At 62.7% G+C, this 22,086-nt stretch carries 24 protein-coding genes and 1 pseudogene; 14 read left to right on the top strand and 11 right to left on the bottom strand.

The features are described 5' to 3' along the window. Window positions 1-30: 30 nt before the first annotated feature. The 8 genes from JHL16_RS33130 to JHL16_RS33095 form a co-directional block, all read right to left on the bottom strand. Complete coding sequence (locus JHL16_RS33130) at window positions 31-1,590, bottom strand: ABC transporter substrate-binding protein (RefSeq protein WP_200189101.1); 1,560 nt, start codon at window positions 1,588-1,590, stop codon at window positions 31-33. 79 nt (window positions 1,591-1,669) lie between these two features. After that, window positions 1,670-2,233, bottom strand: a complete 564-nt coding sequence (locus tag JHL16_RS33125; RefSeq protein ID WP_200189100.1) for an NADPH-dependent FMN reductase — start codon at window positions 2,231-2,233, stop codon at window positions 1,670-1,672. 12 nt (window positions 2,234-2,245) lie between these two features. Continuing rightward, window positions 2,246-4,264, bottom strand: coding sequence for a CocE/NonD family hydrolase (locus JHL16_RS33120; protein ID WP_200189099.1), 2,019 nt, complete (start codon window positions 4,262-4,264; stop codon window positions 2,246-2,248). Further along, window positions 4,261-5,715 carry an aldo/keto reductase gene (locus tag JHL16_RS33115; RefSeq protein WP_200189098.1) on the bottom strand — a complete coding sequence of 485 codons (1,455 nt, stop codon included), beginning with the start codon at window positions 5,713-5,715 and terminating at the stop codon, window positions 4,261-4,263. Before JHL16_RS33115 ends, JHL16_RS33120 begins: the two co-directional genes overlap by 4 nt. Before the next feature lie 199 nt (window positions 5,716-5,914). Beyond that, window positions 5,915-7,180, bottom strand: coding sequence for an ABC transporter substrate-binding protein (locus tag JHL16_RS33110; protein WP_200189097.1), 1,266 nt, complete (start codon window positions 7,178-7,180; stop codon window positions 5,915-5,917). Window positions 7,181-7,217: 37 nt separating this feature from the next. Beyond that, window positions 7,218-7,613, bottom strand: a complete 396-nt coding sequence (locus JHL16_RS33105; RefSeq protein WP_200189096.1) for a hypothetical protein — start codon at window positions 7,611-7,613, stop codon at window positions 7,218-7,220. Continuing rightward, window positions 7,610-8,668 carry an aldo/keto reductase gene (locus JHL16_RS33100; protein WP_200189095.1) on the bottom strand — a complete coding sequence of 353 codons (1,059 nt, stop codon included), beginning with the start codon at window positions 8,666-8,668 and terminating at the stop codon, window positions 7,610-7,612. The genes JHL16_RS33105 and JHL16_RS33100 overlap by 4 nt, the downstream gene beginning before the upstream one ends. Before the next feature lie 5 nt (window positions 8,669-8,673). Continuing rightward, complete coding sequence (locus JHL16_RS33095; RefSeq protein ID WP_200189094.1) at window positions 8,674-9,024, bottom strand: TIGR04076 family protein; 351 nt, start codon at window positions 9,022-9,024, stop codon at window positions 8,674-8,676. Between the two features lie 75 nt (window positions 9,025-9,099). Here JHL16_RS33095 and JHL16_RS33090 point away from each other — a divergent pair, with 75 nt between their 5' ends. The 5 genes and pseudogenes from JHL16_RS33090 to JHL16_RS33070 all read left to right on the top strand — a co-directional run. Continuing rightward, window positions 9,100-9,858 (top strand): ABC transporter ATP-binding protein, encoded by a 759-nt coding sequence (locus JHL16_RS33090; protein ID WP_200189093.1) that lies wholly within the window; start codon window positions 9,100-9,102, stop codon window positions 9,856-9,858. Further along, the gene (locus JHL16_RS33085) at window positions 9,855-10,592 is read left to right on the top strand and encodes an ABC transporter ATP-binding protein (RefSeq protein ID WP_200189092.1); all 738 of its coding nucleotides are present in this window, start codon (window positions 9,855-9,857) and stop codon (window positions 10,590-10,592) included. The genes JHL16_RS33090 and JHL16_RS33085 overlap by 4 nt, the downstream gene beginning before the upstream one ends. Further along, entirely contained in the window at window positions 10,589-11,494 is a 906-nt protein-coding gene (locus JHL16_RS33080) for a branched-chain amino acid ABC transporter permease (protein WP_200189091.1), read from the top strand. Before JHL16_RS33085 ends, JHL16_RS33080 begins: the two co-directional genes overlap by 4 nt. Further along, the gene (locus JHL16_RS33075) at window positions 11,494-12,441 is read left to right on the top strand and encodes a branched-chain amino acid ABC transporter permease (protein WP_200189090.1); all 948 of its coding nucleotides are present in this window, start codon (window positions 11,494-11,496) and stop codon (window positions 12,439-12,441) included. Before JHL16_RS33080 ends, JHL16_RS33075 begins: the two co-directional genes overlap by 1 nt. A 148-nt stretch (window positions 12,442-12,589) precedes the next feature. Beyond that, window positions 12,590-12,952, top strand: a pseudogene (locus JHL16_RS33070) (transglycosylase SLT domain-containing protein); the annotation flags it as partial. A 33-nt stretch (window positions 12,953-12,985) separates the two neighbouring features. On the opposite strand, the gene JHL16_RS33065 reads toward JHL16_RS33070, so the two are convergent. Beyond that, window positions 12,986-13,177 carry a hypothetical protein gene (locus tag JHL16_RS33065; protein ID WP_200189089.1) on the bottom strand — a complete coding sequence of 64 codons (192 nt, stop codon included), beginning with the start codon at window positions 13,175-13,177 and terminating at the stop codon, window positions 12,986-12,988. A gap of 116 nt (window positions 13,178-13,293) precedes the next feature. Between JHL16_RS33065 and JHL16_RS33060 the strand changes: the two genes are divergently transcribed. After that, window positions 13,294-14,181 (top strand): LysR substrate-binding domain-containing protein, encoded by an 888-nt coding sequence (locus JHL16_RS33060; RefSeq protein ID WP_200189088.1) that lies wholly within the window; start codon window positions 13,294-13,296, stop codon window positions 14,179-14,181. 3 nt (window positions 14,182-14,184) lie between these two features. Here the strand turns inward: JHL16_RS33060 and JHL16_RS33055 are convergent, their stop codons facing one another. Further along, the gene (locus JHL16_RS33055) at window positions 14,185-14,820 is read right to left on the bottom strand and encodes a TetR/AcrR family transcriptional regulator (RefSeq protein WP_200189087.1); all 636 of its coding nucleotides are present in this window, start codon (window positions 14,818-14,820) and stop codon (window positions 14,185-14,187) included. Between the two features lie 60 nt (window positions 14,821-14,880). Here JHL16_RS33055 and JHL16_RS33050 point away from each other — a divergent pair, with 60 nt between their 5' ends. From JHL16_RS33050 to JHL16_RS33040, 3 genes are read left to right on the top strand one after another with little or no spacing between them, the layout of a single operon-like run. After that, window positions 14,881-15,738, top strand: a complete 858-nt coding sequence (locus JHL16_RS33050) for a cupin domain-containing protein (RefSeq protein ID WP_200189086.1) — start codon at window positions 14,881-14,883, stop codon at window positions 15,736-15,738. Next, window positions 15,735-16,616: an ROK family protein gene (locus JHL16_RS33045; RefSeq protein ID WP_200189085.1), complete on the top strand. Its 882-nt coding sequence runs from the start codon at window positions 15,735-15,737 to the stop codon at window positions 16,614-16,616. Before JHL16_RS33050 ends, JHL16_RS33045 begins: the two co-directional genes overlap by 4 nt. A 41-nt stretch (window positions 16,617-16,657) precedes the next feature. Continuing rightward, on the top strand, window positions 16,658-17,077 hold the full coding sequence (locus JHL16_RS33040) for an OsmC family protein (RefSeq protein ID WP_200189084.1): 420 nt from the start codon (window positions 16,658-16,660) through the stop codon (window positions 17,075-17,077). An 18-nt stretch (window positions 17,078-17,095) separates the two neighbouring features. On the opposite strand, the gene JHL16_RS33035 is transcribed toward JHL16_RS33040, so the two are convergent. Continuing rightward, window positions 17,096-17,893 carry an SDR family NAD(P)-dependent oxidoreductase gene (locus JHL16_RS33035; protein WP_200189083.1) on the bottom strand — a complete coding sequence of 266 codons (798 nt, stop codon included), beginning with the start codon at window positions 17,891-17,893 and terminating at the stop codon, window positions 17,096-17,098. 139 nt (window positions 17,894-18,032) lie between these two features. Between JHL16_RS33035 and JHL16_RS33030 the strand changes: the two genes are divergently transcribed. From JHL16_RS33030 to JHL16_RS35565, 5 genes are all read left to right on the top strand, one after another. Beyond that, window positions 18,033-18,893 (top strand): DeoR/GlpR family DNA-binding transcription regulator, encoded by an 861-nt coding sequence (locus JHL16_RS33030; protein ID WP_200189082.1) that lies wholly within the window; start codon window positions 18,033-18,035, stop codon window positions 18,891-18,893. Between the two features lie 32 nt (window positions 18,894-18,925). Next, on the top strand, window positions 18,926-19,726 hold the full coding sequence (locus JHL16_RS33025) for a BtpA family protein (RefSeq protein ID WP_200189081.1): 801 nt from the start codon (window positions 18,926-18,928) through the stop codon (window positions 19,724-19,726). A gap of 14 nt (window positions 19,727-19,740) precedes the next feature. Then, window positions 19,741-21,249, top strand: a complete 1,509-nt coding sequence (locus JHL16_RS33020) for an FGGY-family carbohydrate kinase (protein WP_200189080.1) — start codon at window positions 19,741-19,743, stop codon at window positions 21,247-21,249. Continuing rightward, window positions 21,249-21,917 carry an HAD family hydrolase gene (locus tag JHL16_RS33015; RefSeq protein ID WP_200189079.1) on the top strand — a complete coding sequence of 223 codons (669 nt, stop codon included), beginning with the start codon at window positions 21,249-21,251 and terminating at the stop codon, window positions 21,915-21,917. The genes JHL16_RS33020 and JHL16_RS33015 overlap by 1 nt, the downstream gene beginning before the upstream one ends. After that, a partial coding sequence (locus JHL16_RS35565; RefSeq protein ID WP_478142442.1) for a N,N-dimethylformamidase alpha subunit family protein occupies window positions 21,809-22,086 on the top strand: 278 nt, incomplete at its 3' end. The genes JHL16_RS33015 and JHL16_RS35565, both read left to right, overlap by 109 nt.

Below are 22,086 nucleotides of genomic sequence, written 5' to 3'. Positions count from 1 at the left end.
TCCCCCGCAGGGGGAGAGGGGATTTCTGGTCTAAGCGGTAGCCTTGAACCCATGGAAGATCGGATTGCCATTGGGCATCAGCGCCGGATCGATCTTGTCGCTGTAACAGACACCCACGGCGCCATGGGTGAGGAACACATAGGCGCCCGATTCATCCATCAGGTCCTGCATGCGCACATACATGTCGTTGCGCTTCTGGGTATCGAGCTCGATCTTCGCCTTCTTGTTCAGCTCACCGAATTCCGGGCTGTTCCAGCGTTCCCAGTTCCACACGCCGATCTGCTCGGGCGTGAACCAGTCGGTGGCGAAGGACGGGTCGGGCTGCATCGAGAAGCGGTTGATGATGAGCTGCACCTTCTTCCAGCTGTCGCCGGATTTCTGGTCGCCGAGGCTCCAGAAGGTGCCGGAGTCATATTGCTGGATCGTCACCGTGATGCCGATCTCGGCGAGATTGGCCTGCACCGCCTGCGCCGCGCTGGTGAATTCCGTGGTGTTCAGGATCGACAATGTGCATTCGAAGCCGGATTCCAGGCCGGCCTTCTTCAAAAGTTCGCGCGCTGCATCCAGATCGTAGCTGTAGAGCGTCTTCTCGCGATGGCCGATGAGACCCGGCGCGATGATGCCGGTCGCCGGTTCCGCCGCGCCGAAATAGGCGGCTTCCAGCACGCTCGGCACGTCGATCGCCTTCTGCACGGCCTGGCGCACTTCGAGCTTGTCGAAGGGCGCCGCCTCGACATTCATGCCGAGCCACACATAAGCGAGCGACGGCTTGACGGCGAGCTTGCCGCCTTTGGGCGGCGTCTTCTTGAAGCGCGGGATGGAGCTCGCCTCGACCCAGGTGTAATCGATATCACCCGCTTCGAGCCCGAGCTCGGCGGTTTTCGCATCCTCGATCGGAATGACGTGGATTTCGTCGAAATAGGGCGCCTCGCCCTTCCAGTCGGGATTGCGCGCCAGCACGACGCGCTGCTTCGGCTGCCATTCCTTCAGGAGGTAGCGCCCGCTCTGCGCCGGCGGCTTGGTGTCGAAACGTCCGCCCATGGCCTCGACCGCCTTGCGCGACACGATCTTTCCCGAGCCGAAGACGAGACCGACATTCCACAGGGGCGGGAAGGGTGCCTTGAGCACGATGGTGCCGGACTTGTCGTCCTTCACCTCGACATGGTCGAGAACTTCCCAGTCGCCCTTGTAAGGTGAATCGAGCTTGGGATCGGCCATGCGCTCGAAGGAGAATTTGACGTCGTCGGCCGTCACCGGCCCATGGCCGTCGCTCCAGACGAGCCCGTCCATGAGCGTGAAATCGATATGAGTCGCATCGGTCTGCTCGAGCTTGGTCGCGGCATCGAGGCGCCATTTCCAGGTGTCGCCGGGCGTCATGTCGGCGAGGCCGACGAAGATGTTGCGCATCACATCGTCTTCCGGCGCCCCTTTGCGGAAGGCGGGGTCGAGATTCTGGATATCGGCATAGGATCTGACTTTGAGAACCTTGCCGCCTTGCGCCAAGGCGGCGCTGCGATAGAAGGCCGGCGAGAGACCCGCGGCGGCAAGCGCGGCAAGCATCTGACGGCGTGATAGGCTAATCCCACTCATGGTCCGCTCCCTGTGCTTTTGATTATTAGGCCTACAGGATGCGCTCAGTCGTGCGGGCTTGGCAACCCTGGAGTATGGCTTACGGTTCTGGTTGCGCCATCCGGATGAAGGCTGCGAAACCGGCCATGAAGGTCTTGAGCTGTTCCTCCGTCGCCGGATTGGCGAGCGTGCCGCTTTCGCCGAAGGCGCCCTGCGCTCGGGAGACAAGCAACCTTCCGCCACTCCAGAAATTGACTTTCAGGGTACGGAAGACCGGAAGCCAGGCATTCTGACTCAATATCGTACCGAAGCCGCCAGGCGACGCGCCCGTCAGCGCCACCGGTCTGCCGCCGAACACCCGCTTGATATCGGCATCGGGCCGCGACAGCCAGTCGATGGCATTCTTGAACACGCCCGGGATGGAGTTGTTGTATTCCGGGGTCACGAGCAGAAGCCCGTCCGCCGCCATGATTGCATTCTTGAGCGCCGTCACGCGCTCGGGCAATCCCTCTTGCACTTCAGCATCTGCATCATAGAGCGGAATGCCATGAATTGTCTCGACCGTGACATGTACATCCTCGGGCGCGAGCCGCGCCGCTTCATGCGCCAGCTTCGTATTGAAAGACCCGTGCCGCAGGCTGCCCGAAAGCGCGATCAGCTTCATGTGTCGGCCTCCTCAAAGATGATCGCGCGGGATCCGGTAGGACCATTCACGCGCAAATGCGCTTGTCTCGCCTTCGCGCGCCGTGAGCTTTCCGGTCAGCAAGAGATCGGTTTCGGTCACGCTCATTGTCGTATGCGTCTCGATGGCGATATGGAAGTCGCCGCGCTGATATTCCTTGCGCCAGCTGGTTTCCGCCCTGGCCGAGAGCGGATCGTCCGGGTGAATGCGGTAACGCCGTTCCGCGCGGATCCCATAAGTCCAGTTGAAGTCGTCGATCTGGTTGAGCCCGTCATCCTGCAGCCGATACATCTCGACCTCGCCGGCCTTGAGATCGCGGGTGACGGTGAAAGCGCTGGCGCCCTGGCGCAGCGCCGTCTTGCGCAAGGACGGCGCATTCTCGGCCGGCTCGAAATCACGCAATCGATCGTCTTCCGGGCGTGCCTGGCGCACCGGTAGATCGAGCCGGCTTATCGTCGTGGCGACCGACAGCGTCGTCTTCTCGGGCGACGGCCAGACGATCGGCCAATAAGCGGTCGACAGCGCCAGCCTCAGGCGATTGCCGGCGCCGATGCGTTGGCCCAGATCATTGAGACGTATCGTCACCTGATAACGTGTACCGGGCTCGAGCGGCTTCAAATCCACATGCCCATCACGATGGGTGAGATTGAGCAGGCCATAGGAAAGTCTGGTGGCTGAACCGTCGGGCAAGACTTCCGAAAGTGTCGCGGCGACGAAGGCATTCGCCCGGTCGGCGGCGACATCGAGATGGAGGACCGGCGCGCCCAGGAGATCGAGCGGCTCGGTCATCGGTACGCTGTCGAAGACGAGCGAGCCGCCTGCTTCCTCACGCTGATCGCCCGGCTCATCTGCTTCGAGCCCATAGGGACACCATTTGCCGGCAGCGAGGCCGATGGTCTCGGGCGAAGAAATGGTGAGATGATGCTCGGGCGCCGTCGCTTGCGCGGTGAGCACATGCTCGCCGAGCCGCAAGGTGAGGGGTTGCGCACCGGCGATCGGCCAGGCTTCCTCGGCGACCCAGCGGCCCGGGCGTTCCTTGTAATGCGTTTGGGGCGGTACCGGATCCTGGATCCAGGCGCGCAAAGCGGGCTCGTCCATGATGCCGGTTTCGATGCCCTTCAGCCACTTGTCCCACCAGCGCAAGCTTTCCTGCAGGAAGCCGATGCGCGGGCCGGGCTCGGCGAAGTTCGGGTATTTATGCGCCCACGGGCCGATCAACGCTTTCTTGGGGCAGGTGAGGTGCTCCATCATGCGGAAGATCGGATTGGTGTAGCCGTCCATCCAGCCGCCGACCAGATAGACCGGGCATTCTATGGCGCCATAGTCCTCGCAGACTGAACCGTGCTTGTAGAGATCGTCGCGGCGCTGATGACGGTGCCATTCCTCCAGCCAGAAACCCGATTCATTGAGCCGGCTCATCCACAGATCGCGCCATTTGTCGCCGACGAGCAGCGGATCGGGCGGCGTCGCATTGATGCTGAACATCGTCGAGCCCCAGGCGAATTTGTCGACGAGCAGGCAGCCGCCCATGAAATGCACATCATCGGCATAGCGGTCATCGGTCGAGCACAGCGAGATCACCGCCTTGAGCTCGGGTGGCCGGCGCGCCGCGATCTGCAGGCCGTTGAACCCACCCCAGGAGATGCCGATCATGCCGATCGAGCCGGTGCACCAGGACTGGCCTGCGATCCATTTCAGCACTTCGAGCGCGTCATCCTGCTCCTGCTTGAGATATTCACCCTTGAGCACGCCTTCGGAATCACCAGCGCCGCGCATATCGACACGGATCGCCGCATAGCCGTGGCCGGCGAAATAGGGGTGGTTCAGCGCATCGCGCTCGGTGGTGCCGTCGCGCTTGCGATAGGGGAGATATTCGAGAATGGCCGGAACCGGTTTCTGTTCCGAGTCTCTCGGCAGCCAGATCATCGCCGACAATCTGACCCCGTCGGAAAGCGGAATCTCGGCATGCTCGATGAGATGGATGGCGCTCGGAAACTCGGTTCGTGTCTTCATTCCTCGACGATAGCCTCCGCGTCGATCTCGACATCATAATTGCCGATCAGCGCGCCGATTTCGAGCAGCGTGTTTGCCGGCCTGATATGACCGAAGACGCGGCCATGCGCTTTGGACACTTCCTCGCAGGCGGACTGGTCGCGCAGATAGACGCGGGTGCGTACCACATCCTCGAGCGTGCCGCCCAAGGCTTCGATACTGGCGCGGATCTTGTCGAGAATATAGACGGTCTGGCTCGCCGGGCTGCCGAGCGCGATCACTTCGCCCTGGCCATGTGTCGCGGTGGTGCCGCTCACCAGGATGCGGTCCTTGATGCGCACCGCGCGGCTGTAGCCCGCGAGTGGTTCCCAGATGCTGCCCGTGTCGATGCGCAGGCGCGACGGGCGGTCCGGCATCGGCTGTGCCGCATAGACTTTCGGGAAGCTCGCCAGATGATGGCTGAGATCGCCCGAGGCGGTGAGAAAGGGAGGCTTGCGATATTCATCGCCGCAATCGCCGCCGATCGGTTTTGAATGTGCCAGCGCGGCGTCGAGCAATTGTTGATCTTCGGCATCGAGCGCGAAATCGAAGATCTTCAGATTGTCGGCGCGGTGTTCCCGCTCGCCGAGCCTCGCGCCAATGATGATGCCGGCGACCGCCTTCTGCTCCAGCACCCAGCGTGTCGCCACATTGCCGATCGAGACCTTGTGCTTGCGGGCGATCTTTTCGGCGGCGGCGAGAATGCCTTGCAGGACATCCCAGCCGCCGATCGCCTCGACGAAGCGCAGATATTTCATCAGGCTCCAATTCTGCGTGTCTCTGGGCATTGTCTTGCCGAGCCATTTCTCGGTGAGAAGCCCGCCCGCCAATGTGCCATAGGCGAGAAGCCGGACGCCTGACGTGGCGCAGAAGTCGCTCATCCGTCCCGCCGCGCGGCGGTCGAGCAACGAGAAGCACACCTGGTTGGTGACCAGCGGAATGCCGTGATCATGCAGGAGGCGCAAATGATCGGTGTCGAAATTGGTGGTGCCGAGATGGCCGATGAGCCCTTGGCTCTTCAGATGCGCGAGCTCCTTCATCGCATCGATCCAGCCGGGATGCTGGAACATCCACCAATGGAATTGCAGGAGATCGATCCTGTCGACCTTGAGGCGCTCACGCGCGCGGTCCACCGCGGCCCGCACCACCTCCGGTGTCATGGCGCCAGGCGTCGGGCACCATTTGGTAGCGACCACGCCCGAGCGGTCGAGATCGCGGTAATGGCCGGCAATGACCTCGGCGCTGCCATAGTGATCGGCCATGTCGAATGTATCGAAGCCCGCTTCCGCATAGGCCTTCATCTCGCGCGCCAGCGCCGGATGGTCGAGCACCCTCCCGTCCTTCTCCATATCGGCGATCTGCCACAGGCCGACCAGCAATCGGCTGATCTCGAGATCGGGAGCAAGAGTAAAGCGGTCGGGACGACGGGTCATGCGGAACTCAATTCTGTGTGATTTAAGATTATTACTCCCTCCCCGCTTGCGGGGAGGGTACGCCCGAAGGGCGGGGGTGGGGTGTCAGACGATTAGGCGACCCCCACCCGGTCTACGCTGCGCTCCGACCACCCTCCCCCACGCCGCAAGCGGCGCGTGGGAGGGAGAAGGGGCGCCGCGTGATCGCGCGTGAACGTCATCAATTCCCGATCTTTGCTTTGATCGCGTCGACATCGGCGGTGGTCATCTCGCCGACCGTCGTGACCTCGCCCTTCTGGATGCGCCACAGGCGGAAGGGGCCGGTGATGTCGCCATATTGATCGAAGCTCACCGGGCCGATCACGCCTTCATATTTGATCGGCTTGCCGTCCTTGATGAGCTTGAGCGCCTTGGCGAACTCGTCCTTGCCGGCATGGATGACCTCGCCCTTGGGATCGAGCACCTTGTTGATCGCGTCCTTGATTGCCGCCGAGTCGGCCTTGCCGGCCTGTGCGATGGCGAGACCGACAATCGCGCCCGCGTCATAGGAGCGGTCGGCCGCCGGATTGGACGGCTCGATGCCGGAGAACTCCTTGTAGTTCTTCATGAAGTAGTCGGTCGACGGCGTCGGGTTGGTGCCGGACGAGGTGCCATAGGCGTCGTCCAGATATTTGGCGCCGACATTGGTGATGAATTCCGGGCTGTTCATGCCGTCATTGAGCAGGAACTTGGGCGTGCCGCCCTGCGAGATCCATTGCCGCGCGATGGTGGCGCCGTCGACCGGGTAGGAGATGAGATAGAGTCCGTCGGGGGAGCCCGACATCGCGGCGGTGACTTCCGCCTGATAGCTCGGCTGCTTTTCGTTATAGGGCGTGACCGACACGATCTCGCCACCCAGCGCTTTGTAGGCTTTCGAGAACTCGTTCACCATGTTGACGCCGAAGTCGTTGTTCACATGGATGACGCTGAGCTTCTTGAAGCCCTGGTCGAGCGCATATTTGGCCGCCGCCACACCTTGCAGCGCGTCCGACGTGATGGTGCGGAAGAACACGCCATTGGTCTTGCCTTCGCGCCCGAGCGCCGTCAGCGTCGGCGAGGACGAGGCGGGCGACACTTGCACGACCTTCGCCGGGCCCGTCACCGAAGTGAGGATCGGGATCGATACCGAGGAGATGATGCCGCCGATCAGCGCCGGCACCTTCTTCACCTGCACGAGCTGGGCCGCGACGTCGACCGCCACATTGCCTTGGCTCTGGCTGTCGCGCGTGTCGGTCAGAAGCTTGCAGCCGTCGATCACGCCACCGGCGTCATTGATGTCGCGGAAGGCCATTTCGACCGATTTAGCACCGGCCTGGCCATATTGGCCGGCCGGCCCGGTCAGTTCCATCACCAGCCCGACGGTGATGTCGCAATCGGCGGCCTTGCCGGCGGCCGAGGTGAAAGCCAGACCCGCCAGAGCGGTCATGGCCAGTAGAGCGTATCTCATCTTTTCCTCCCTATAGGGCAGGCCATCCTGCCTCTTGTCAGACTGCAATCCAGGTTTCCTGCAAATAGCGCCAGACGACGCCGCAGGGCGCGTCGGGGGCGGCTTCGAACAGGGCCACCGACACGCGTTTCGACGTCTCGCCGTCACGATACTGTTCCTCGATATAGTGGAGCAAGACGCTGTGTTGGGTCTCGCTGATCGGCCATATGTCGTGGATCGAAATGCGGAAATCGGGCCGAGCCCGGGCTTTCGCCAGGGCGTCCAGGATCTGGAGCCGATTGGCGCGCCGGCCTTCCGGGCTCACCATCACGAGATCCGGTGAAAAGGCCTGCTCGGCGCGGCGGAACTCCCGCTTGCGGCCGGTAAAAGCCTCGACGAAGAAGGCATGGAGCTCGATCACCTCGCGGGCGGCGGCTTCGGCGAGCGGTGTCATGAGGCCTCCCGGTTGAGATTGTATTTCATGATCGAACCATGCCGGCCATGCCGGTCGCGCTCGAGGGTGAAGGTATCGCCGTCCGGTCCTTGCCGTCGCGCGAGCACGCCTGCGATGGCCGCGTGATCTTGCGGCGACAATTTCAGATCGAAGATGGCGCGGTTGGCGGCGAGGTGATGGCGGTTGCGCGCGCCGACGATGACGGCGCCGACTTGCGGGCGCTCCAGCATGGCGCGGCTCGCCACCGTCGCGATGTCGCTCGCATGCGCGTCGGCGATGCGGCGCAGCGTCGCGAGCAATTCCTGGAACAGCGCCCAGCCGCCGAAATCATCGATGATCAGTTTGTATTTTGTAAGCGACCGGTTCTCGAAGGGCGGTGTGGGCTCGGGCTTGCCGAGCCATTGGTCGCTCAGGAAGCCGCCGGCGACCGAGCCGTAGCAGAGAAGATACACGTCATGTTTCTTGCACAGCGCGACGAGGCTGTTCTCCGCCCGCGCATCGAGCAGTGAATATTGCACCTGCATGCTGGCGAGCGGAAAACCCGCCGCGATCAGTTCCGCCGACCGCGGTGTATCGAAATTAGTGCCGCCGAGAAGATCGATTTTACCGTCCCGTTGCAGCTCCTTGAGCCACAAAGCGGTCTCGATATAACCCGGGACTGCGTAGTCCCACCAATGGAACTGCACGAGGTCGAGCCGTTCCATGCGCAAGCGCCGCAGCGATTGGTCGATGATCGTCTGCACATGGGCTTTGCTGATCTTCGGCAAGAGCTCAAGATCGGGCACGCATTTGGTATGGATCTTGACGCGCTTCAGCGCTTCCGCCCCGTGCTTGTCCCTATACTGCGATCTGAATTCGCCGATCAGTTCCTCGACGCCGGTATAGATGTCGGCGCAGTCGAAGGTGGTGATGCCGGCGTCGCAGAAGAGGGCGAGATCGGCCGCCGCTTCTCGGGGCTCGACGGCGCCATGGCCGCCGGCAAGCTGCCAGCCGCCGCGGATGACCCGCGAGATCTGGTAGCCGGGGCGGAGGTCGAAGAATTCAGTCTTGGTCAATCGTCTCAGTCCTTATCGAGCTTGACCGCCGTGGTTTCGGAATGGCGGAAGCGCCGCTTGGGCCCTCTTATGATGCGCAGGCGGCTCGGGCAATTGGGATCGGGGCAGGCGATCTCGGCATCGGTCGACATCCAGTCATTGGGATGCGTCTCGCGCTGCTTGGCGGCGAGCAGCGGCAGCACCGCGGCGAGCGAATAGATGGAGATGCCTTGGCCCGGCGGCAGATAGAGCATCTCGCCTTTGAGCTCGAAATAATCGCCCACCTTGGCGCCGCAATAGATCTTGGCGCCTTCCGGGGCGGTGACCTCGACGCGCAGGTCGTAAAGCTCGAAACTGTCGTCTGCGACAGCGGCCATGGCAAAAAGCTTCCTGTGGGCTGGTGATGGAGCAGGAGGAATGATAACAGCTGAGGGTCTTGTAAAGGAAGGGGTATGCTGGAAGTACGGTCCGTCTCGAAGCATTTCGGCGGTGCTGAGGTGGTGTCGAATGTGTCGCTGGGGGTCGGGCAGGGCGCCATCGCCGGGCTCATCGGGCCTAACGGCGCCGGCAAGACCACGCTCTTCAATCTCATCGCCGGCAGCTTCGCACCTTCGTCCGGCGACATCCTGCTCGAAGGTGCCGCCATCACCCGGGAAGCGGCGCATCGCCGCCTGAAGCGCGGCCTCGGCCGCACCTTCCAGATCCCCAAGCCCTTCGCCGAAATGACGCTCATCGAGAACATGCTGGCGGCGGCACAAGGCCAGCGCGGCGAGAGCCTTTTCGCCAACTGGCTGACGCCGCGCCGCGTGGCGGCGGAGGAACGCGCCAATGCCGAGAAGGCGATGGCGCATCTCGAGTTTCTAGGGCTGGCGCGTCTCGCGCGTGAGCCGGCGCGCGTCCTGTCGGGCGGCCAGCGCAAGCTGCTCGAGCTCGGCCGCGTGTTGATGGCCGATCCGCGCATCATTCTGCTCGACGAGCCGGGAGCGGGCGTCAATCCCGCCCTTCTCGACACGATCATCGACCGCGTCATCGAGATCAACCGGCGCGGCATCACCTTCCTGATCATCGAGCACAATATGGATCTGGTGGCCAGGCTTTGCGGCCATGTCTTCGTGTTGGCGGCGGGTTGCATGTTGTTCGAAGGCACGCCGTCGGAGGTCGTCCGGAATCCGGAGGTCATCGACGCCTATCTGGGCACCGGCAGCACATGACGAAGACGATCCTCGCCATTAGTGATCTCGAAGCCGGTTATGAACCGGGCGCGCCGATCGTGCGCGGCGTGAGCCTCGCCGTCGCCGAAGGCGAGATCGTCACCATTCTCGGGCCCAATGGCGCCGGCAAATCGACCTTCATCAAGGCGATCGCCGGTCTGGTGCCGAAATTTGCCGGCAGCGTGACGCTCGACGGCCGCGACATCACCAAGAGTCCGGTGCATCTCCTGGCGCGCCAGGGCCTGGGCTTCGTGCCGCAGACCGAGAATGTCTTCACGCTGATGTCGATCACCGACAATCTGCGCCTCGCCGCCGATATCCTGCCCAGGCCTGAGCGCGCGGAAAAGATCGACGCGATGCTGACGCTGTTCCCTGATCTGGCGCGCCAGCATCAACTGGCGGCAGGCCGCCTGTCGGGCGGTCAGCGCCAGATGCTCGCCGTGGCGCGTGCCTTGATTTCAGGTCCTCGCATCCTGATGCTCGATGAAGCGTCCGCCGGCCTTTCGCCCAAGCTCGTCGGCCAGGTCTTCGCCAAGCTCGCCGAGATCCGCCATACCGGCATCACCATCGTGATGGTCGAGCAGAATGCCAAGGCGGCGCTGGCGCTCGCCGACCGCGCCATCATCCTGGTCGAAGGGCGCACCGCGCATGCAGGCAAGTCTGCCGACATCGCTTCCGATCCGGTGATCCGCGAGCTTTATCTGGGCGTCGCCCCGGTCAAGGGGGCGGCATGAATCTGCAATTCATCGCCGACGGCCTCATCATGGGCGCGCTCATCGGCCTCGGCGCCATCGGCGTAACGCTGACCTATTCGATATTGCGCTTCGCCAATTTTGCCCATGGTGAGTTCCTCGCCTGGGGCACGTATTTCACTTTGGCGCTGGCCTCGGGCTTCGGCGCCATGTTCGGCGGGTCGGGAACGATCGGCGCCTTGTCCTTCGGATGGCCGGTGCTCCTGGCGGGCCTTCTCGCCGCTGTGCTCACCGGTCTTCTGGCTCTCGTCCTCGATCGCATCCTCTTCGCCAAATTGCGCGAGCGCGGCAATGCCATCGTCATGGTGATGGCGAGCTTCGGCGCCTCGATGGCGCTCCGCAGCCTGCTCGAATTCCTCTTCACCTCCGAACCGGCTTATTTTTCGCGTGACATCCAGATCGCCTCGCCCTTGGGCCTCGGCATCCGGCTGACGCCCGACCAGGTCTTTCTTTTAGGTTTCACTCTGGTGATCGTCATCGTCATGGAGCGCTTCATGGCGCTGAGCCCGACCGGCCGCGCCATGCGCGCCGTGTCGGAGAATCCGGTCTTGGCGCGCGTCTCGGGCGTCGATGTCGACCATGTCATCCGCGCCACCTGGATGATCGGCGGCGCACTCGCTTGTGCCGCGGGCGTCATGCTCGGCATCACCGTGCAGATCCGGCCCTTCATGGGTTTCGACCTGCTGCTGCCGCTTTTCGCCGCGGCGATACTGGGCGGCATCGGCAGCGTGCCGGGCGCCGTGATCGGCGGGCTGATCGTCGGCGTCGCCGAAGCCTCTGCGGTGCAAATCGTCGGCGCCGATTATCGCGCGGCAATCGCCTTTCTCATTCTGATCGCGGTGCTGCTGGTCAAGCCCTCCGGTCTTTTCGGAGGGCGCAGCTGATGCTCGATATCCTTGCCTATGCCGCCTTCTTCCTGGTGACGGCACTCACTTACGGGATCATCTGTCTCGGCCTCAATGTGCAATGGGGCCAGACCGGCCTCTTCAATGTCGGAGTCGCCGGCTTCGTCGCCATTGGCGCTTATGTGTCGGCGCTGCTCACCACACCGGAGACCGCTGGCCGCTTCGGCGGCCTCGGCCTGCCGGTCTGGTTCGGCTGGATTGCCGCCATGGTCGTCTCGGGGGCCGCTGCGGCGCTCATCGGCGCCATCACCTTGCGTTTGCGCGCCGATTATCTCGCCATCACCACCTTCGGCATCGCCATCGCTATCCAGCTCGTCGCGCTCAATGCCGAGACGGTGACCGGCGGGCCCTTCGGCATCGGTTTCATCCCGCGCGCCTTTGGCGGGCTCGAGGACCGGCCGATCATTTTCAATCTCGCCAATCTCGCTTTGGTCGGCGCGGTTACGGCGCTTCTCTATTATGCGTTGGAGCGGCTGGTGCGCAGCCCGTGGGGACGCGTGCTGCGTGCCATCCGCGAGGATGAAGCCGCCGCTTTGTCGCTCGGCAAGAACGCCAATCTCTTCCGCATCCAGGCCTTCGCGCTGGGCAGTGCCATCATGGGGCTGGCGGGAGCGGTGCAGGCGCATTTCATCGGTTTCATCGCGCCCGAGAATTACATCTCGACTCTGACCTTCCAGGTCTGGGCCATGCTGATCATCGGCGGCTCCGGCAATAATCGCGGTGCGCTTCTGGGCGCCGTGCTGGTCTGGGGCCTGTGGAGTGTCACCGGCGCCATGCTCGCCGCCTTCGTGCCCGGAGAATATCAGGCGCGCGCCGCCGCCTTGCAGATCGTGCTCATCGGCGTCGCGCTTGCCGCTCTGTTGGTGCTGAGACCGCGCGGCCTTCTTGGCGAGGAGAAGATGATTTCGCGCTTCCTGAAGGGCTGAGGTGTGGCGCTTGCCGGTCGTCTTCGTTCTTTGTATGGGGAGACACGGATCAGTGGGCAAGCGAGGGTTAATGTTACCGAAGATTGTGGCCGTCCTCGGCCTGGTGCTGTTGGCGGCTTTGGGCATTTCGAGCCCGGTTCGCGCTCAGGCAACCGACGAGATCAGCGCGGCCATCACCGAATATTCCGCGATGTACAATGTGCCGGAAACGCTGGTGCACCGGGTGGTCAAGCGCGAGAGCAAATACAATCCACGCGCCTATCATCGCGGCAATTGGGGCCTCATGCAGATCAAATACGCGACCGCCCGCACCATGGGCTATCGCGGTCCTGCCAAGGGCCTGCTCGATGCCGACACCAATCTGAGATATGGCGTGAAATATCTTGCGGGCGCCTATCTCGTGGCCGGCGGCAACGAGAAAAAGGCGCTGCGCTACTATACGAGCGGCTATTATTACATCGCCAAGCGCAAGGGACTGCTCGTCGAAACCGGGCTGAAGTCGAAGCGCTAAACCAACAAGGGCCCCGCAGGGGCCCTTGCGGCGTTACAGGGGCCGGCCGTTGATCTCATAGGTCCGGTCGACATCGAGTCTCGCCCGATACTGGGGCGGCAGATTCAGGTCGGCCAGATCGTGATTGCTCAGCCTCAGCGAGTCGAGCCGGGGGACGGCGCGGCCCGAGGCGGAACCGGTCTGAACCAGCGAAAACAAGCGGGAAAAGCGGGTCGCGAGTGTCATTTTGGGCCTCGTGGATTGCTGTAAGCCATCGAACTGATGCTGAATATGAGCCGCATTTCCCTTCATTTCCAACGCGAAATCTGGTATGAGGCATCAACTGTATTGATGGCTCGACAATGGCTGAAACCCCTCCCTTACAGGCCGTGAAGGTCTTTGACGCCGTGGCCCGGCACCTGAATTTCACCAAGGCTGCCAATGAATTGAACATGACCCAGTCGGCGGTCAGCTATCAGGTCAAGCTGCTCGAGGATTTCGTCGGCACTGCTCTGTTCCGGCGCGAGGCGCGGGGTGTCGCTTTGAGCGAGCATGGCCGCACCGTGGCGCCCCTGGTGCGCCAGGCGCTGGGTGATCTGAACCAGGCCTTTCGTTCGGCCAGAGCCGAGACCGCCAATCTCCTGGTGATCTCGACGCTCCATACTTTCGCGACCAACTGGCTGGCCCCGCGCCTCGGCTCTTTCCAGATGGAGAACCCGGAGATCGCGGTGCGCCTCGATATCTCGCAGCATCTCGTCAATTTCCATGATGATGGCGTCGATATCGCCATCCGCACCGGCAAGGGGGACTGGCCGGGTCTCGAGAGCCATTGCATCGGCGGCGGCAACTTCACCGTCGTCTGCCATCCGGCCTATTATGAGCGCATCGGCAGACCGAAGATGCCCGCCGATTTGACCGACTGCATATTCATCGGGCCGACCGACGACTGGTGGCCGGTCTGGTTCACCGCCGCCGGCATCGAACCGCCGGCCGCCTTCAAGCGGCCCGGCATCGATGTCGAGACACAGCAAATGGCGGCGGTCCTGGCGAGCGCCGGCCATGGCCTGGCGCTGGTGCATCTGAGCTTCGTCGCCGAGGAGTTCAAGGCCGGCAAATTGATCCAGCCTTTCGACGTCATGGCGAATTCGGGAACGAATTTTTATCTGGTCTATCCCGAGGGAAAGCGCCTGCCCACCAAGACGCAGCTGTTCCGCGACTGGATCCTCAAGGAAGTTGGGCAGAAGCTCTGAGGCCTATTCGCCGGCGACGAGCTTCTTGTCCTGGGGCGCCGCGTCTCCACCGCCGCGCGTCTCGGCGGTCGGCAGGTTCTGCAGCTTCGACCAGGAGACGAGCCGCTCGGCCACCGCCTGTTTGAGCTTCGGGTCGTAGCGCATGAGGTTGAAGCTCTCGGCGAACCACAGACCGTCATTGGCCATGCGGATGATGGTGGCGAAGACCGGGTCGAGCCCATCGGCCTCGATCGCCGCCTGATGGCGCTGGCCCTGCTGGCGCACCGGCTCGACGCGGTCGGGGAAATTCGTCAAGGCCGCGGTGATCGCACCATTGACCTTGTCGAAGGTTTTCCCGGTGATCGCCTCGCCATTGAAGGTCGCCGTCACATAGGCGCGTACCTTGCGCCCGAGTGTTTCCTTGTCCTCATGGATGGCATCGGCCCAGGCGGTGTCGAAGCGGGCGACGAAACGTTCGATCATTGCGGAGGTCAGGGCCTCCTTGCAGTCGAAATGATAGAGCGTCGTGCCTTTGCTGACACCTGCCTCGGCGGCGAGCGCATCGAAGGTGAGTGAGTTCACGCCATCCCGATCGACGATAATCTCGGCCGCATCGAGAATGAGATCGCGAGTATTCCGCTTGGTCTTGCCTTTCCCCATTTTTTTATTGTACTGTCCGGTCAGTTCAAAATCAAGAGCCTTCATTCAAGCGGGAGACCCATGGCCTATAAATCCTCGCCGCGCCCTACTTTCAGCGGCGCCACCCACATTCCCTATGCCGGGGTGACGCGCTTCCTCTGGGGCGATGAGCAGGCGGGGTTCGTCGATGACTGGATCTATGCCTCGACCGACAAGATCCATCAGCTCGTTTTCGGCCTGCCGCCGCGCGGCGCCTTCCGTCATTCGAAGGACCGTCCCACCGTCTTCGGCGCCGATGAGGTTCTTTATGTATTGGAAGGCACTCTGGGGTCAGCCAATCCCGAGACCGGCGAAGTGCATGTGGCGAAAGCGGGCGAGGCGATCTTCTTCCGCAAGAACACCTGGCATCATGGCTTCAGCCTTTCAGATGAGCCTTTGCGGGTGCTCGAATATTTCGCACCACCGCCCTCGACCGGCACATCGGGTCCCTATGCCCGCACGAGGCCTTATGTAGAGCAGTCGAAATACCAGCAGATCGAATTCATCGGCCGCTGGCCGATGGCCGCCGATGAGCGGCGCCAGTCGGGCACCATGCGGGTGATGGGCGATGCTGATCTCCTGTGGGAACTCGACGGCAAGGACCAGGGCATGCTGACGGGTCTCTATGCCGCGACCGAGCATCTGACCGCTGGTCGCAGCAGCGTCGCGCCGGGCCGCGCTTCTTCGCTCCAAGTCCACGATGGTGACGAATGTCTCTATCTGCTCTCCGGTACGCTCAATGTGCTGGTGCCTGAGCAGGACGGCCAGACCTGGTTCGAGATCCATCCCAAGGATGGGTTCTTCATTCCGGCCGGCGTGAAGCATCAATATTGGAATATGGGCAAGGAACCGGCCGAATTCGTTTTCGGCGTCGCTCCCCACTATCAGGTAAAACCATGACACGCGCGATCGGCATCGACATCGGCGGCAGCAAGACGGCGATCGGTCTCATCGACCTCGCCAAGGGCGAGGTGATCGCCGAGGAGATCCTCGATACGCCTGTGCTTGCCGAAACGGGTTCCGCCTATCTGGCGCAGCTGAAAGACAGCGTTGCGAAACTGCGCGCCGGTTTGGAAGTCTCGAAGATCGGTATCGGCATATGCGAGCTTGTGGACAATGATGGGCGGATCGTCAGCGCTCATCGCGTGCATGTATGCGAGAAGGAGCTGCGCCAGGCCTTCAGCGACTTCGAGACGATCGTGATCGAATCCGATGTTCACGCCGCGGCTCTGGCCGAGGCCCGCTTCGGCGCCGGCCGCGATGCGGCGCAATGGGTCTATGTCAATGCCGGCACCGGCATATCGAGCGTCCTGATGAAGGGCGAGGATTGCTATAATGGCGCTCATGGCTGGGCCATCTGTCTCGGCATGAGCCCGGTCGACCTGGCCAATGGCCATGACGGCACCGATGTCATAGAAGACAGCGCCGGCGGCGCCGGTCTTCTACGCCGGGCGCGCGAGTCGGGGCTTGCGGTCGAAACCGCCCGTGACCTGCTGAGCGCCGCCGAGAGAGGTGAGCCGGGTGCCGTCAATCTTCTCCATCGCGGTGGCCATATTCTGGGCAATGCCATTGCGCTTCTGGTGAACATGCTCGATCCGCAGCGTGTGGTCGTCGGTGGCGGGCTGGCGAGCCTCGACGGGCCTTATTGGCGCGCTCTTGGCGAGGCGGCGCGCCTCGGTATCTGGCACCAGCCGGCCAAGGACGTGCAGATCCACCAGTCATTTCTCAAGGGCAGGGCCGGCATGATCGGCGCGGCGCTGGCCAATGGCCGTCTCTAGGTTTATAGCCGGGCGAGCTGAATTGAGAGAGTGGCAAGACGATGAAGGCGCGCGTTCAATGGCTGGAAGGCCGGACTTTCGTAGGTGAATCAGGCAGTGGCCATGCCGTGGTGATGGATGGCGCGCCGGAAGCCGGCGGCCGCAATCTCGGCATCCGGCCGATGGAGATGCTGCTCGTCGGCCTTGCCGGCTGCACCGCCTTCGATGTCGTGCATATTCTGGAGAAGGGCCGCGAGGCGGTGACGAGTTGTGATGTCGAGGCGACCGCCGAGCGCGCGCCGACCGACCCCAAGATCTTCACCGCCATTCATCTCACCTACAAGCTGAAGGGCCGCAACCTCAAGGAAGCCGCGGTGAAGCGCGCAATTGATCTGTCGGCCGAGAAATATTGTTCGGCTTCGATCATGCTCGCCAAAACGGCGACGATCACTCACACTTGGACGGTTGAGGAAGAGGCCTGAACCTCTTCTCCAGTCTCTTCACCCCATATAGACGCCGCCGGTGACATTGATGCCTTGCCCGGTCATGAAGCGGGCGGCATCCGAGCACAGGAAGGTCGCCAATCCCGCGATATCTTCCGGCGTTTCGAGCCGGCCGAGCGGTGTCTGCCCCACATATTCCTTGATCACCTGCTCCGGTGTGATGCCGCGTAGTTGCGCTTCCCAGGCGACCTCACGGTCCTGCATCGAGGTCTTGACGAAGCCCGGGCATACCGCATTGACGCGGATGCCTTGCGGAGCGACCTCGCGGGCGAGCGACTGTGTCCAGCCCAGCACCGCGAATTTGCTCGCCGAATAATGCGCGAGCAGTGGAGCGCCGACCTTGGCGGCGAGCGAGGCGGTGTTGACGATCACGCCCTTGCGCTCGGTCTTGAGGAAATAGCGAACTGCCGCCTGGTTGGTCAGGAAGACGCCTTTGATGTTCACCGCGAAATTGAAATCCCATTCCTCATCGGTGATGTCGATGGCGCGGTTCATCGTCGACACGCCGGCATTGGCGATCAGGATGTCATAATTGCTGACCGTCTTTTCGATGAGCGCGAAGCTCCGCTCCACCTCGGCGCGTTTGCTGACATCGAGGCCGAAGGCGAGGGCGTCGGGGCTGAGCTCCGCTGCCGCCTTCTTGGCCGCGTCCAGATTGAGGTCGGCCAGCACGATCCGCACCCCATGCGCCGCGAGCGAGCCGGCGATCGCCCGGCCGATGCCGGTGGCGCCGCCGGTGACGATGGCGGTCTTGCCTTTGAGATCGGATGCGAGAAGGGCGGTTGGATTTGGCATCTCAGTCTTAATTCCCACAATTTGTTCGGAAATACACATAGCGTGACAGAATTATGGTGTAAACTATGTTCGAATATGTTTGATATCTCTCTCATTTGTGTTATCTCACACGTGAACTCACGCAAACCGGGGGATTCGGATGGTGTCACCATCGGAAACGCCTGACTCCAACGTCACAGAATCGCGAAGCGAGACCGGCCGGCGCCTGCCGGTCGAATTGCGCCAGGCTCATATCATCGAGCAGCTGCGCAAGACCGGCTTCGTTTCCGTCGCTGAAGTTGCGGCGGCGCTCGCTGTTTCGGAAATGACCATCCGCCGCGACCTCATCGATCTCGAGACCGAGGGCCGGCTGGTGCGCACCCATGGTGGCGCCATCGCGCCCGAAGGCACGGCCGCACTCGCTTTCGATCGCGAGGAGCCCGCTTTCGAGCAGCGCCTGCGTCAGAACAATGCCGCCAAGGAAGCGATGGCCACGGTTGCGGTGAGCCTTCTCGGCACCCGCCAGTCGGTGGCGATCGATGTCGGCTCGAGCGCTTTCGTGCTGGCGGCGCGCCTGCGCGCGCTTCCTTCCATCAAGATCTTCACCAATTCGCTGCGCGTCGCGAGCTTGTTGGGGCGCGAAAGACGCGATGTCTATTTGCCGGGCGGCGAGGTGCGCGGCGATGAGATGTCGATGTGCGGACCGACCGCCGTCGCCCAGTTCGAGCAGCTCTGGTTCGATATCGCCTTCATCGGCGCCGCCGGACTGACCGAGGCCGGCTTCTTCGACTACTCGCTGGAAGACAGCGAGCTGAAGCGCGTCTATTTGCGTCGCTCCAGCCGCAAGGTGCTGCTCTGCGACTCTGCGAAATTCAATCGCCTGTCGCTCGTCCAGGTCGCCGGCCTCGACAGCATCGACATGCTGATCACCGATGCCGCGCCCTCGGGCGAGCTTGCCGAGGCGCTTGCCAAGGCCAATGTCGAGATCCGTCTCGCCAATCCCGCCACCATCACATCTTGAACGATCACTACACGACCAGGAGACAGACTATCATGCCGTTCGAATTCTTTGGCGCCAAGAAGAAGCCCGTTATCGCCATGGCTCATATCGGGGCCTTGCCGGGCGCGCCGCTCTATGATGCGGCAGGCGGCGTCGAGAAGCTCATCGCCGATGTACTGAAGGATGTGGAGAAGCTGCAGGCCGGTGGCGTCGACGCCATCATGTTCGGCAATGAGAATGATCGTCCTTATGTTTTTGCCGCACCACATGAAGGCATTGCCGCCATGACGGCGGTCGTGCAGGCGGTGAAGCCGGCGCTCAAAGTGCCTTTCGGCGTCAATTATCTCTGGGATCCCAAGGCCAGCGTCGCGATCGGCGCCGTCACGGGTGCGGCTTTCGTGCGCGAGATCTTCACCGGCGTCTTCGCCTCCGATATGGGCATCTGGGAGCCCGATTGCGCCGGCGCCGCGCGCTTGCGCAAGAATCTCGGCCGCTCGGACATGAAGCTTTTGTTCAACATCAATGCTGAATTCGCCCATTCGCTCGACCAGCGTTCGATCGAGCTGCGCGCCAAGAGTGCCGTCTTCTCCTCGCTCGCCGATGCCATTCTGGTGTCGGGCCCCTTGACCGGCGAGCCCGCGGTGCAGTCCGATCTGCGCAAGGTGAAGGACACGCTGAAGAATGTGCCGGTCTTCGCCAATACCGGCGTCAATATCGACAATGTCACCGACGTGCTGTCGGTCGCCGACGGTGTCATCATCGGCACCCACTTCAAGGTCGACGGCAACACCTGGAACGCCGTCGACGCTGCCCGCGTCAAGCGCTTCATGGACAAGGTCGCGACCCTGCGTTAACGGATCACGCCCCCATGTCTTACGTCATCGGCCTCGATATCGGCACGACCTCGACGATCGGCATCCTGATCGAATTGCCGGACCGCATCGTTCATATCGCTTCGCGGCCGGTGACGCTGACCGCGCCGCATCCGGCCGGGGCCGAGGAAAATCCCGAGCAGTGGTGGGCGAATGTCTGCGAGATCACCCGCGAATTGCTGGAGGTCGGCGGGCTCAAGCCTCAGGACATCAAGGCGATCGGCACCGCCGGCATGCTGCCGGCGGTCGTGCTGCTCGATGCCGAGGGCCACTTGCTGCGCCCCAGCATCCAGCAGAGCGATGCGCGCTGCGCCGCGGAAGTGGCCGAGCTGCGCCAGCAGGTCGACGAGCAGGCCTTCACGCGCAAGACCGGCAATGGCGTCAATCAGCAGCTCGTCATCGCCAAGCTTCTGTGGATCAAGAAGCATGAGCCCGAGATATTCGCCCGCATCGGCACGGTCTTCGGCTCTTATGACTATATCAACTGGCGGCTCACCGGTGAGCGCGCCGTCGAGCAGAACTGGGCGCTGGAAGGCGGCTTCGTCAATCTCGCGACCCATGAGATCGACGACGAGCTGGTGAAGCTGGCCGGCATCCCGCGCCAGGCGCTGCCGCGCAAGACGCTCTCGCATGAGCGGTTGGGGAGCCTCACCGCCAAGGCGGCCAAGGAAACCGGACTTCTCGAAGGAACGCCGGTGACCGCCGGCGCTGCCGATCACATTGCCTCGGCGCTTGCCGCCGGCATTGCGAAATCCGGCGATGTGCTCCTAAAATTCGGCGGCTCGGTCGATGTGCTGATCGCCACCGATCGCGTGGCGCCCGATCCGCGCATGTATCTCGACTATCATCTGGTGCCCGGCCTCTATGTGCCCAATGGCTGCATGGCGACCGGCGGCTCCGGCCTCAACTGGTTCGTCGCCAATTTCGCCGGCGGCGAGCGCGACAGGGCGGAACGCGCCGGCCTCACTTTGCATCAATGGCTCGACCGTCTGGCGGAAACAGTGCCGCCGGGCGCCCAGGGTGTGCAGATATTGCCCTACTTCCTCGGTGAGAAGACACCGGTCCATGATGCCGATGTCCGCGGCGCCGTGGTGGGACTGAGTCTCGCCCATGAGCCGAAACATCTCTGGCGCGCCTTGCTCGAGGCCTATGCCTATGGCATCGCGCATCATATCGAGGTGTTGAACGACATGGGCCATGCCACCGAGATCTATCTCGCCTCCGACGGCGGCTCGAAGAGCACCGTGTGGATGCAGATCGTCGCCGATGTGTTGCAGAAGCCGGTGCAACGCCTCGCCGGCCATCCAGGCTCCTGTCTCGGCGCCGCTTACACGGCGGCGATGGGCATGGGCCTCGCCACCGATTGGTCGGCCATCTCGCGTTTCGTGAGCCATGCCGACCGGCTTGAGCCCGATCCCGCCAAGGCCGGCGCCTATGCGCAAGGCTACGCCTCTTTCCGCAAGCTTTATCCGCCGATCGCGGCGCTCGATATCAAGGAGACCTGATGACTATTCGCGCTGTAGCCTGGGATGTGGACGGTACGCTGGTTGACAGCGAGCCTTTGCATCACGATGCCTTGCTGGCCGCCTGCGCCAACTGGAATGTCGATATTTCCGATATCCAGGGCGATGAGTTCCGCGGTGTGCATATGGGCGATGTGTGGAAGGCGATTGCGGCGCGCATGCCGGCCACGGCCAGCGAGGCCGAGTGGAACCGCGCCAATGACGATTATTATGTGCGCCACCGCAAGGTCCTGAAGCCGATGCCACTGGCGCTCGAGACGGTCAAGGCGCTCGATGAGGCCGGCATCACCCAGATCTGCGTGTCGAATGCCGGCCGCGTGATTCTCGATGCCAATATCGATGCGCTGGGCCTCGCCGATGTGATGCAGTTCACGCTGAGCCTCGATGACGTGGCGAAGGGCAAGCCCGATCCCGAACCCTATATGGCAGGCGCCGCACGTCTCAAGCTGAGGCCCGATCAGGTGGCGGCGGTCGAGGACAGCGCCACCGGTCGCCGTGCCGCGCGCGCCGCCGGTCTCGTGGTGATCGCCTATGATCTGGGATGCACGAAGCTTCCCGATGCGGACTATGTGACAAACGATCTGTCGCGGATATTATCCGTGCTCGCGGCCCACCGGCCGGAAAAGAAGCGCGGAGCAGTCGGGGTCTGACCATGGTGTACAAGATCGATGCGGAACGTGACCGGCAATTCATTGAAGAGTTCCGTTCGCAACCGATCGGCCATCACAGTCCCGGCCTGCAGCGCGTCCTCAACATCCTTCGTCACGACCCGACCGGCTATCAGGTCATCCTGATCTGCAAGGTCCCCTTCGCCGAATG

The organism is Taklimakanibacter albus (genome assembly GCF_016595235.1).
In the GTDB taxonomy this organism is placed as follows: Bacteria; Pseudomonadota; Alphaproteobacteria; order Rhizobiales; family Aestuariivirgaceae; genus Taklimakanibacter; species Taklimakanibacter albus.
Note: the sequence above shows the minus strand (reverse complement) of the source record. Positions and strands in the feature narration are given on the sequence as shown.

Coding starts and splice junctions, on each gene's coding strand:
- JHL16_RS33065 (WP_200189089.1), bottom strand. CDS start 13,177: ATGACACTCGCGACCCGCTTTTCCCGCTTGTTTTCGCTGGTTCAGACC.
- JHL16_RS33025 (WP_200189081.1), top strand. CDS start 18,926: ATGCCGTTCGAATTCTTTGGCGCCAAGAAGAAGCCCGTTATCGCCATG.
- JHL16_RS33040 (WP_200189084.1), top strand. CDS start 16,658: ATGAAGGCGCGCGTTCAATGGCTGGAAGGCCGGACTTTCGTAGGTGAA.
- JHL16_RS33115 (WP_200189098.1), bottom strand. CDS start 5,715: ATGACCCGTCGTCCCGACCGCTTTACTCTTGCTCCCGATCTCGAGATC.
- JHL16_RS33125 (WP_200189100.1), bottom strand. CDS start 2,233: ATGAAGCTGATCGCGCTTTCGGGCAGCCTGCGGCACGGGTCTTTCAAT.
- JHL16_RS33045 (WP_200189085.1), top strand. CDS start 15,735: ATGACACGCGCGATCGGCATCGACATCGGCGGCAGCAAGACGGCGATC.
- JHL16_RS33075 (WP_200189090.1), top strand. CDS start 11,494: ATGCTCGATATCCTTGCCTATGCCGCCTTCTTCCTGGTGACGGCACTC.
- JHL16_RS33080 (WP_200189091.1), top strand. CDS start 10,589: ATGAATCTGCAATTCATCGCCGACGGCCTCATCATGGGCGCGCTCATC.
- JHL16_RS33030 (WP_200189082.1), top strand. CDS start 18,033: ATGGTGTCACCATCGGAAACGCCTGACTCCAACGTCACAGAATCGCGA.
- JHL16_RS33120 (WP_200189099.1), bottom strand. CDS start 4,264: ATGAAGACACGAACCGAGTTTCCGAGCGCCATCCATCTCATCGAGCAT.
- JHL16_RS33085 (WP_200189092.1), top strand. CDS start 9,855: ATGACGAAGACGATCCTCGCCATTAGTGATCTCGAAGCCGGTTATGAA.
- JHL16_RS33020 (WP_200189080.1), top strand. CDS start 19,741: ATGTCTTACGTCATCGGCCTCGATATCGGCACGACCTCGACGATCGGC.
- JHL16_RS33055 (WP_200189087.1), bottom strand. CDS start 14,820: ATGGGGAAAGGCAAGACCAAGCGGAATACTCGCGATCTCATTCTCGAT.
- JHL16_RS33035 (WP_200189083.1), bottom strand. CDS start 17,893: ATGCCAAATCCAACCGCCCTTCTCGCATCCGATCTCAAAGGCAAGACC.
- JHL16_RS33015 (WP_200189079.1), top strand. CDS start 21,249: ATGACTATTCGCGCTGTAGCCTGGGATGTGGACGGTACGCTGGTTGAC.
- JHL16_RS33090 (WP_200189093.1), top strand. CDS start 9,100: ATGCTGGAAGTACGGTCCGTCTCGAAGCATTTCGGCGGTGCTGAGGTG.
- JHL16_RS33105 (WP_200189096.1), bottom strand. CDS start 7,613: ATGACACCGCTCGCCGAAGCCGCCGCCCGCGAGGTGATCGAGCTCCAT.
- JHL16_RS33050 (WP_200189086.1), top strand. CDS start 14,881: ATGGCCTATAAATCCTCGCCGCGCCCTACTTTCAGCGGCGCCACCCAC.
- JHL16_RS33095 (WP_200189094.1), bottom strand. CDS start 9,024: ATGGCCGCTGTCGCAGACGACAGTTTCGAGCTTTACGACCTGCGCGTC.
- JHL16_RS33110 (WP_200189097.1), bottom strand. CDS start 7,180: ATGAGATACGCTCTACTGGCCATGACCGCTCTGGCGGGTCTGGCTTTC.
- JHL16_RS33060 (WP_200189088.1), top strand. CDS start 13,294: ATGGCTGAAACCCCTCCCTTACAGGCCGTGAAGGTCTTTGACGCCGTG.
- JHL16_RS33130 (WP_200189101.1), bottom strand. CDS start 1,590: ATGAGTGGGATTAGCCTATCACGCCGTCAGATGCTTGCCGCGCTTGCC.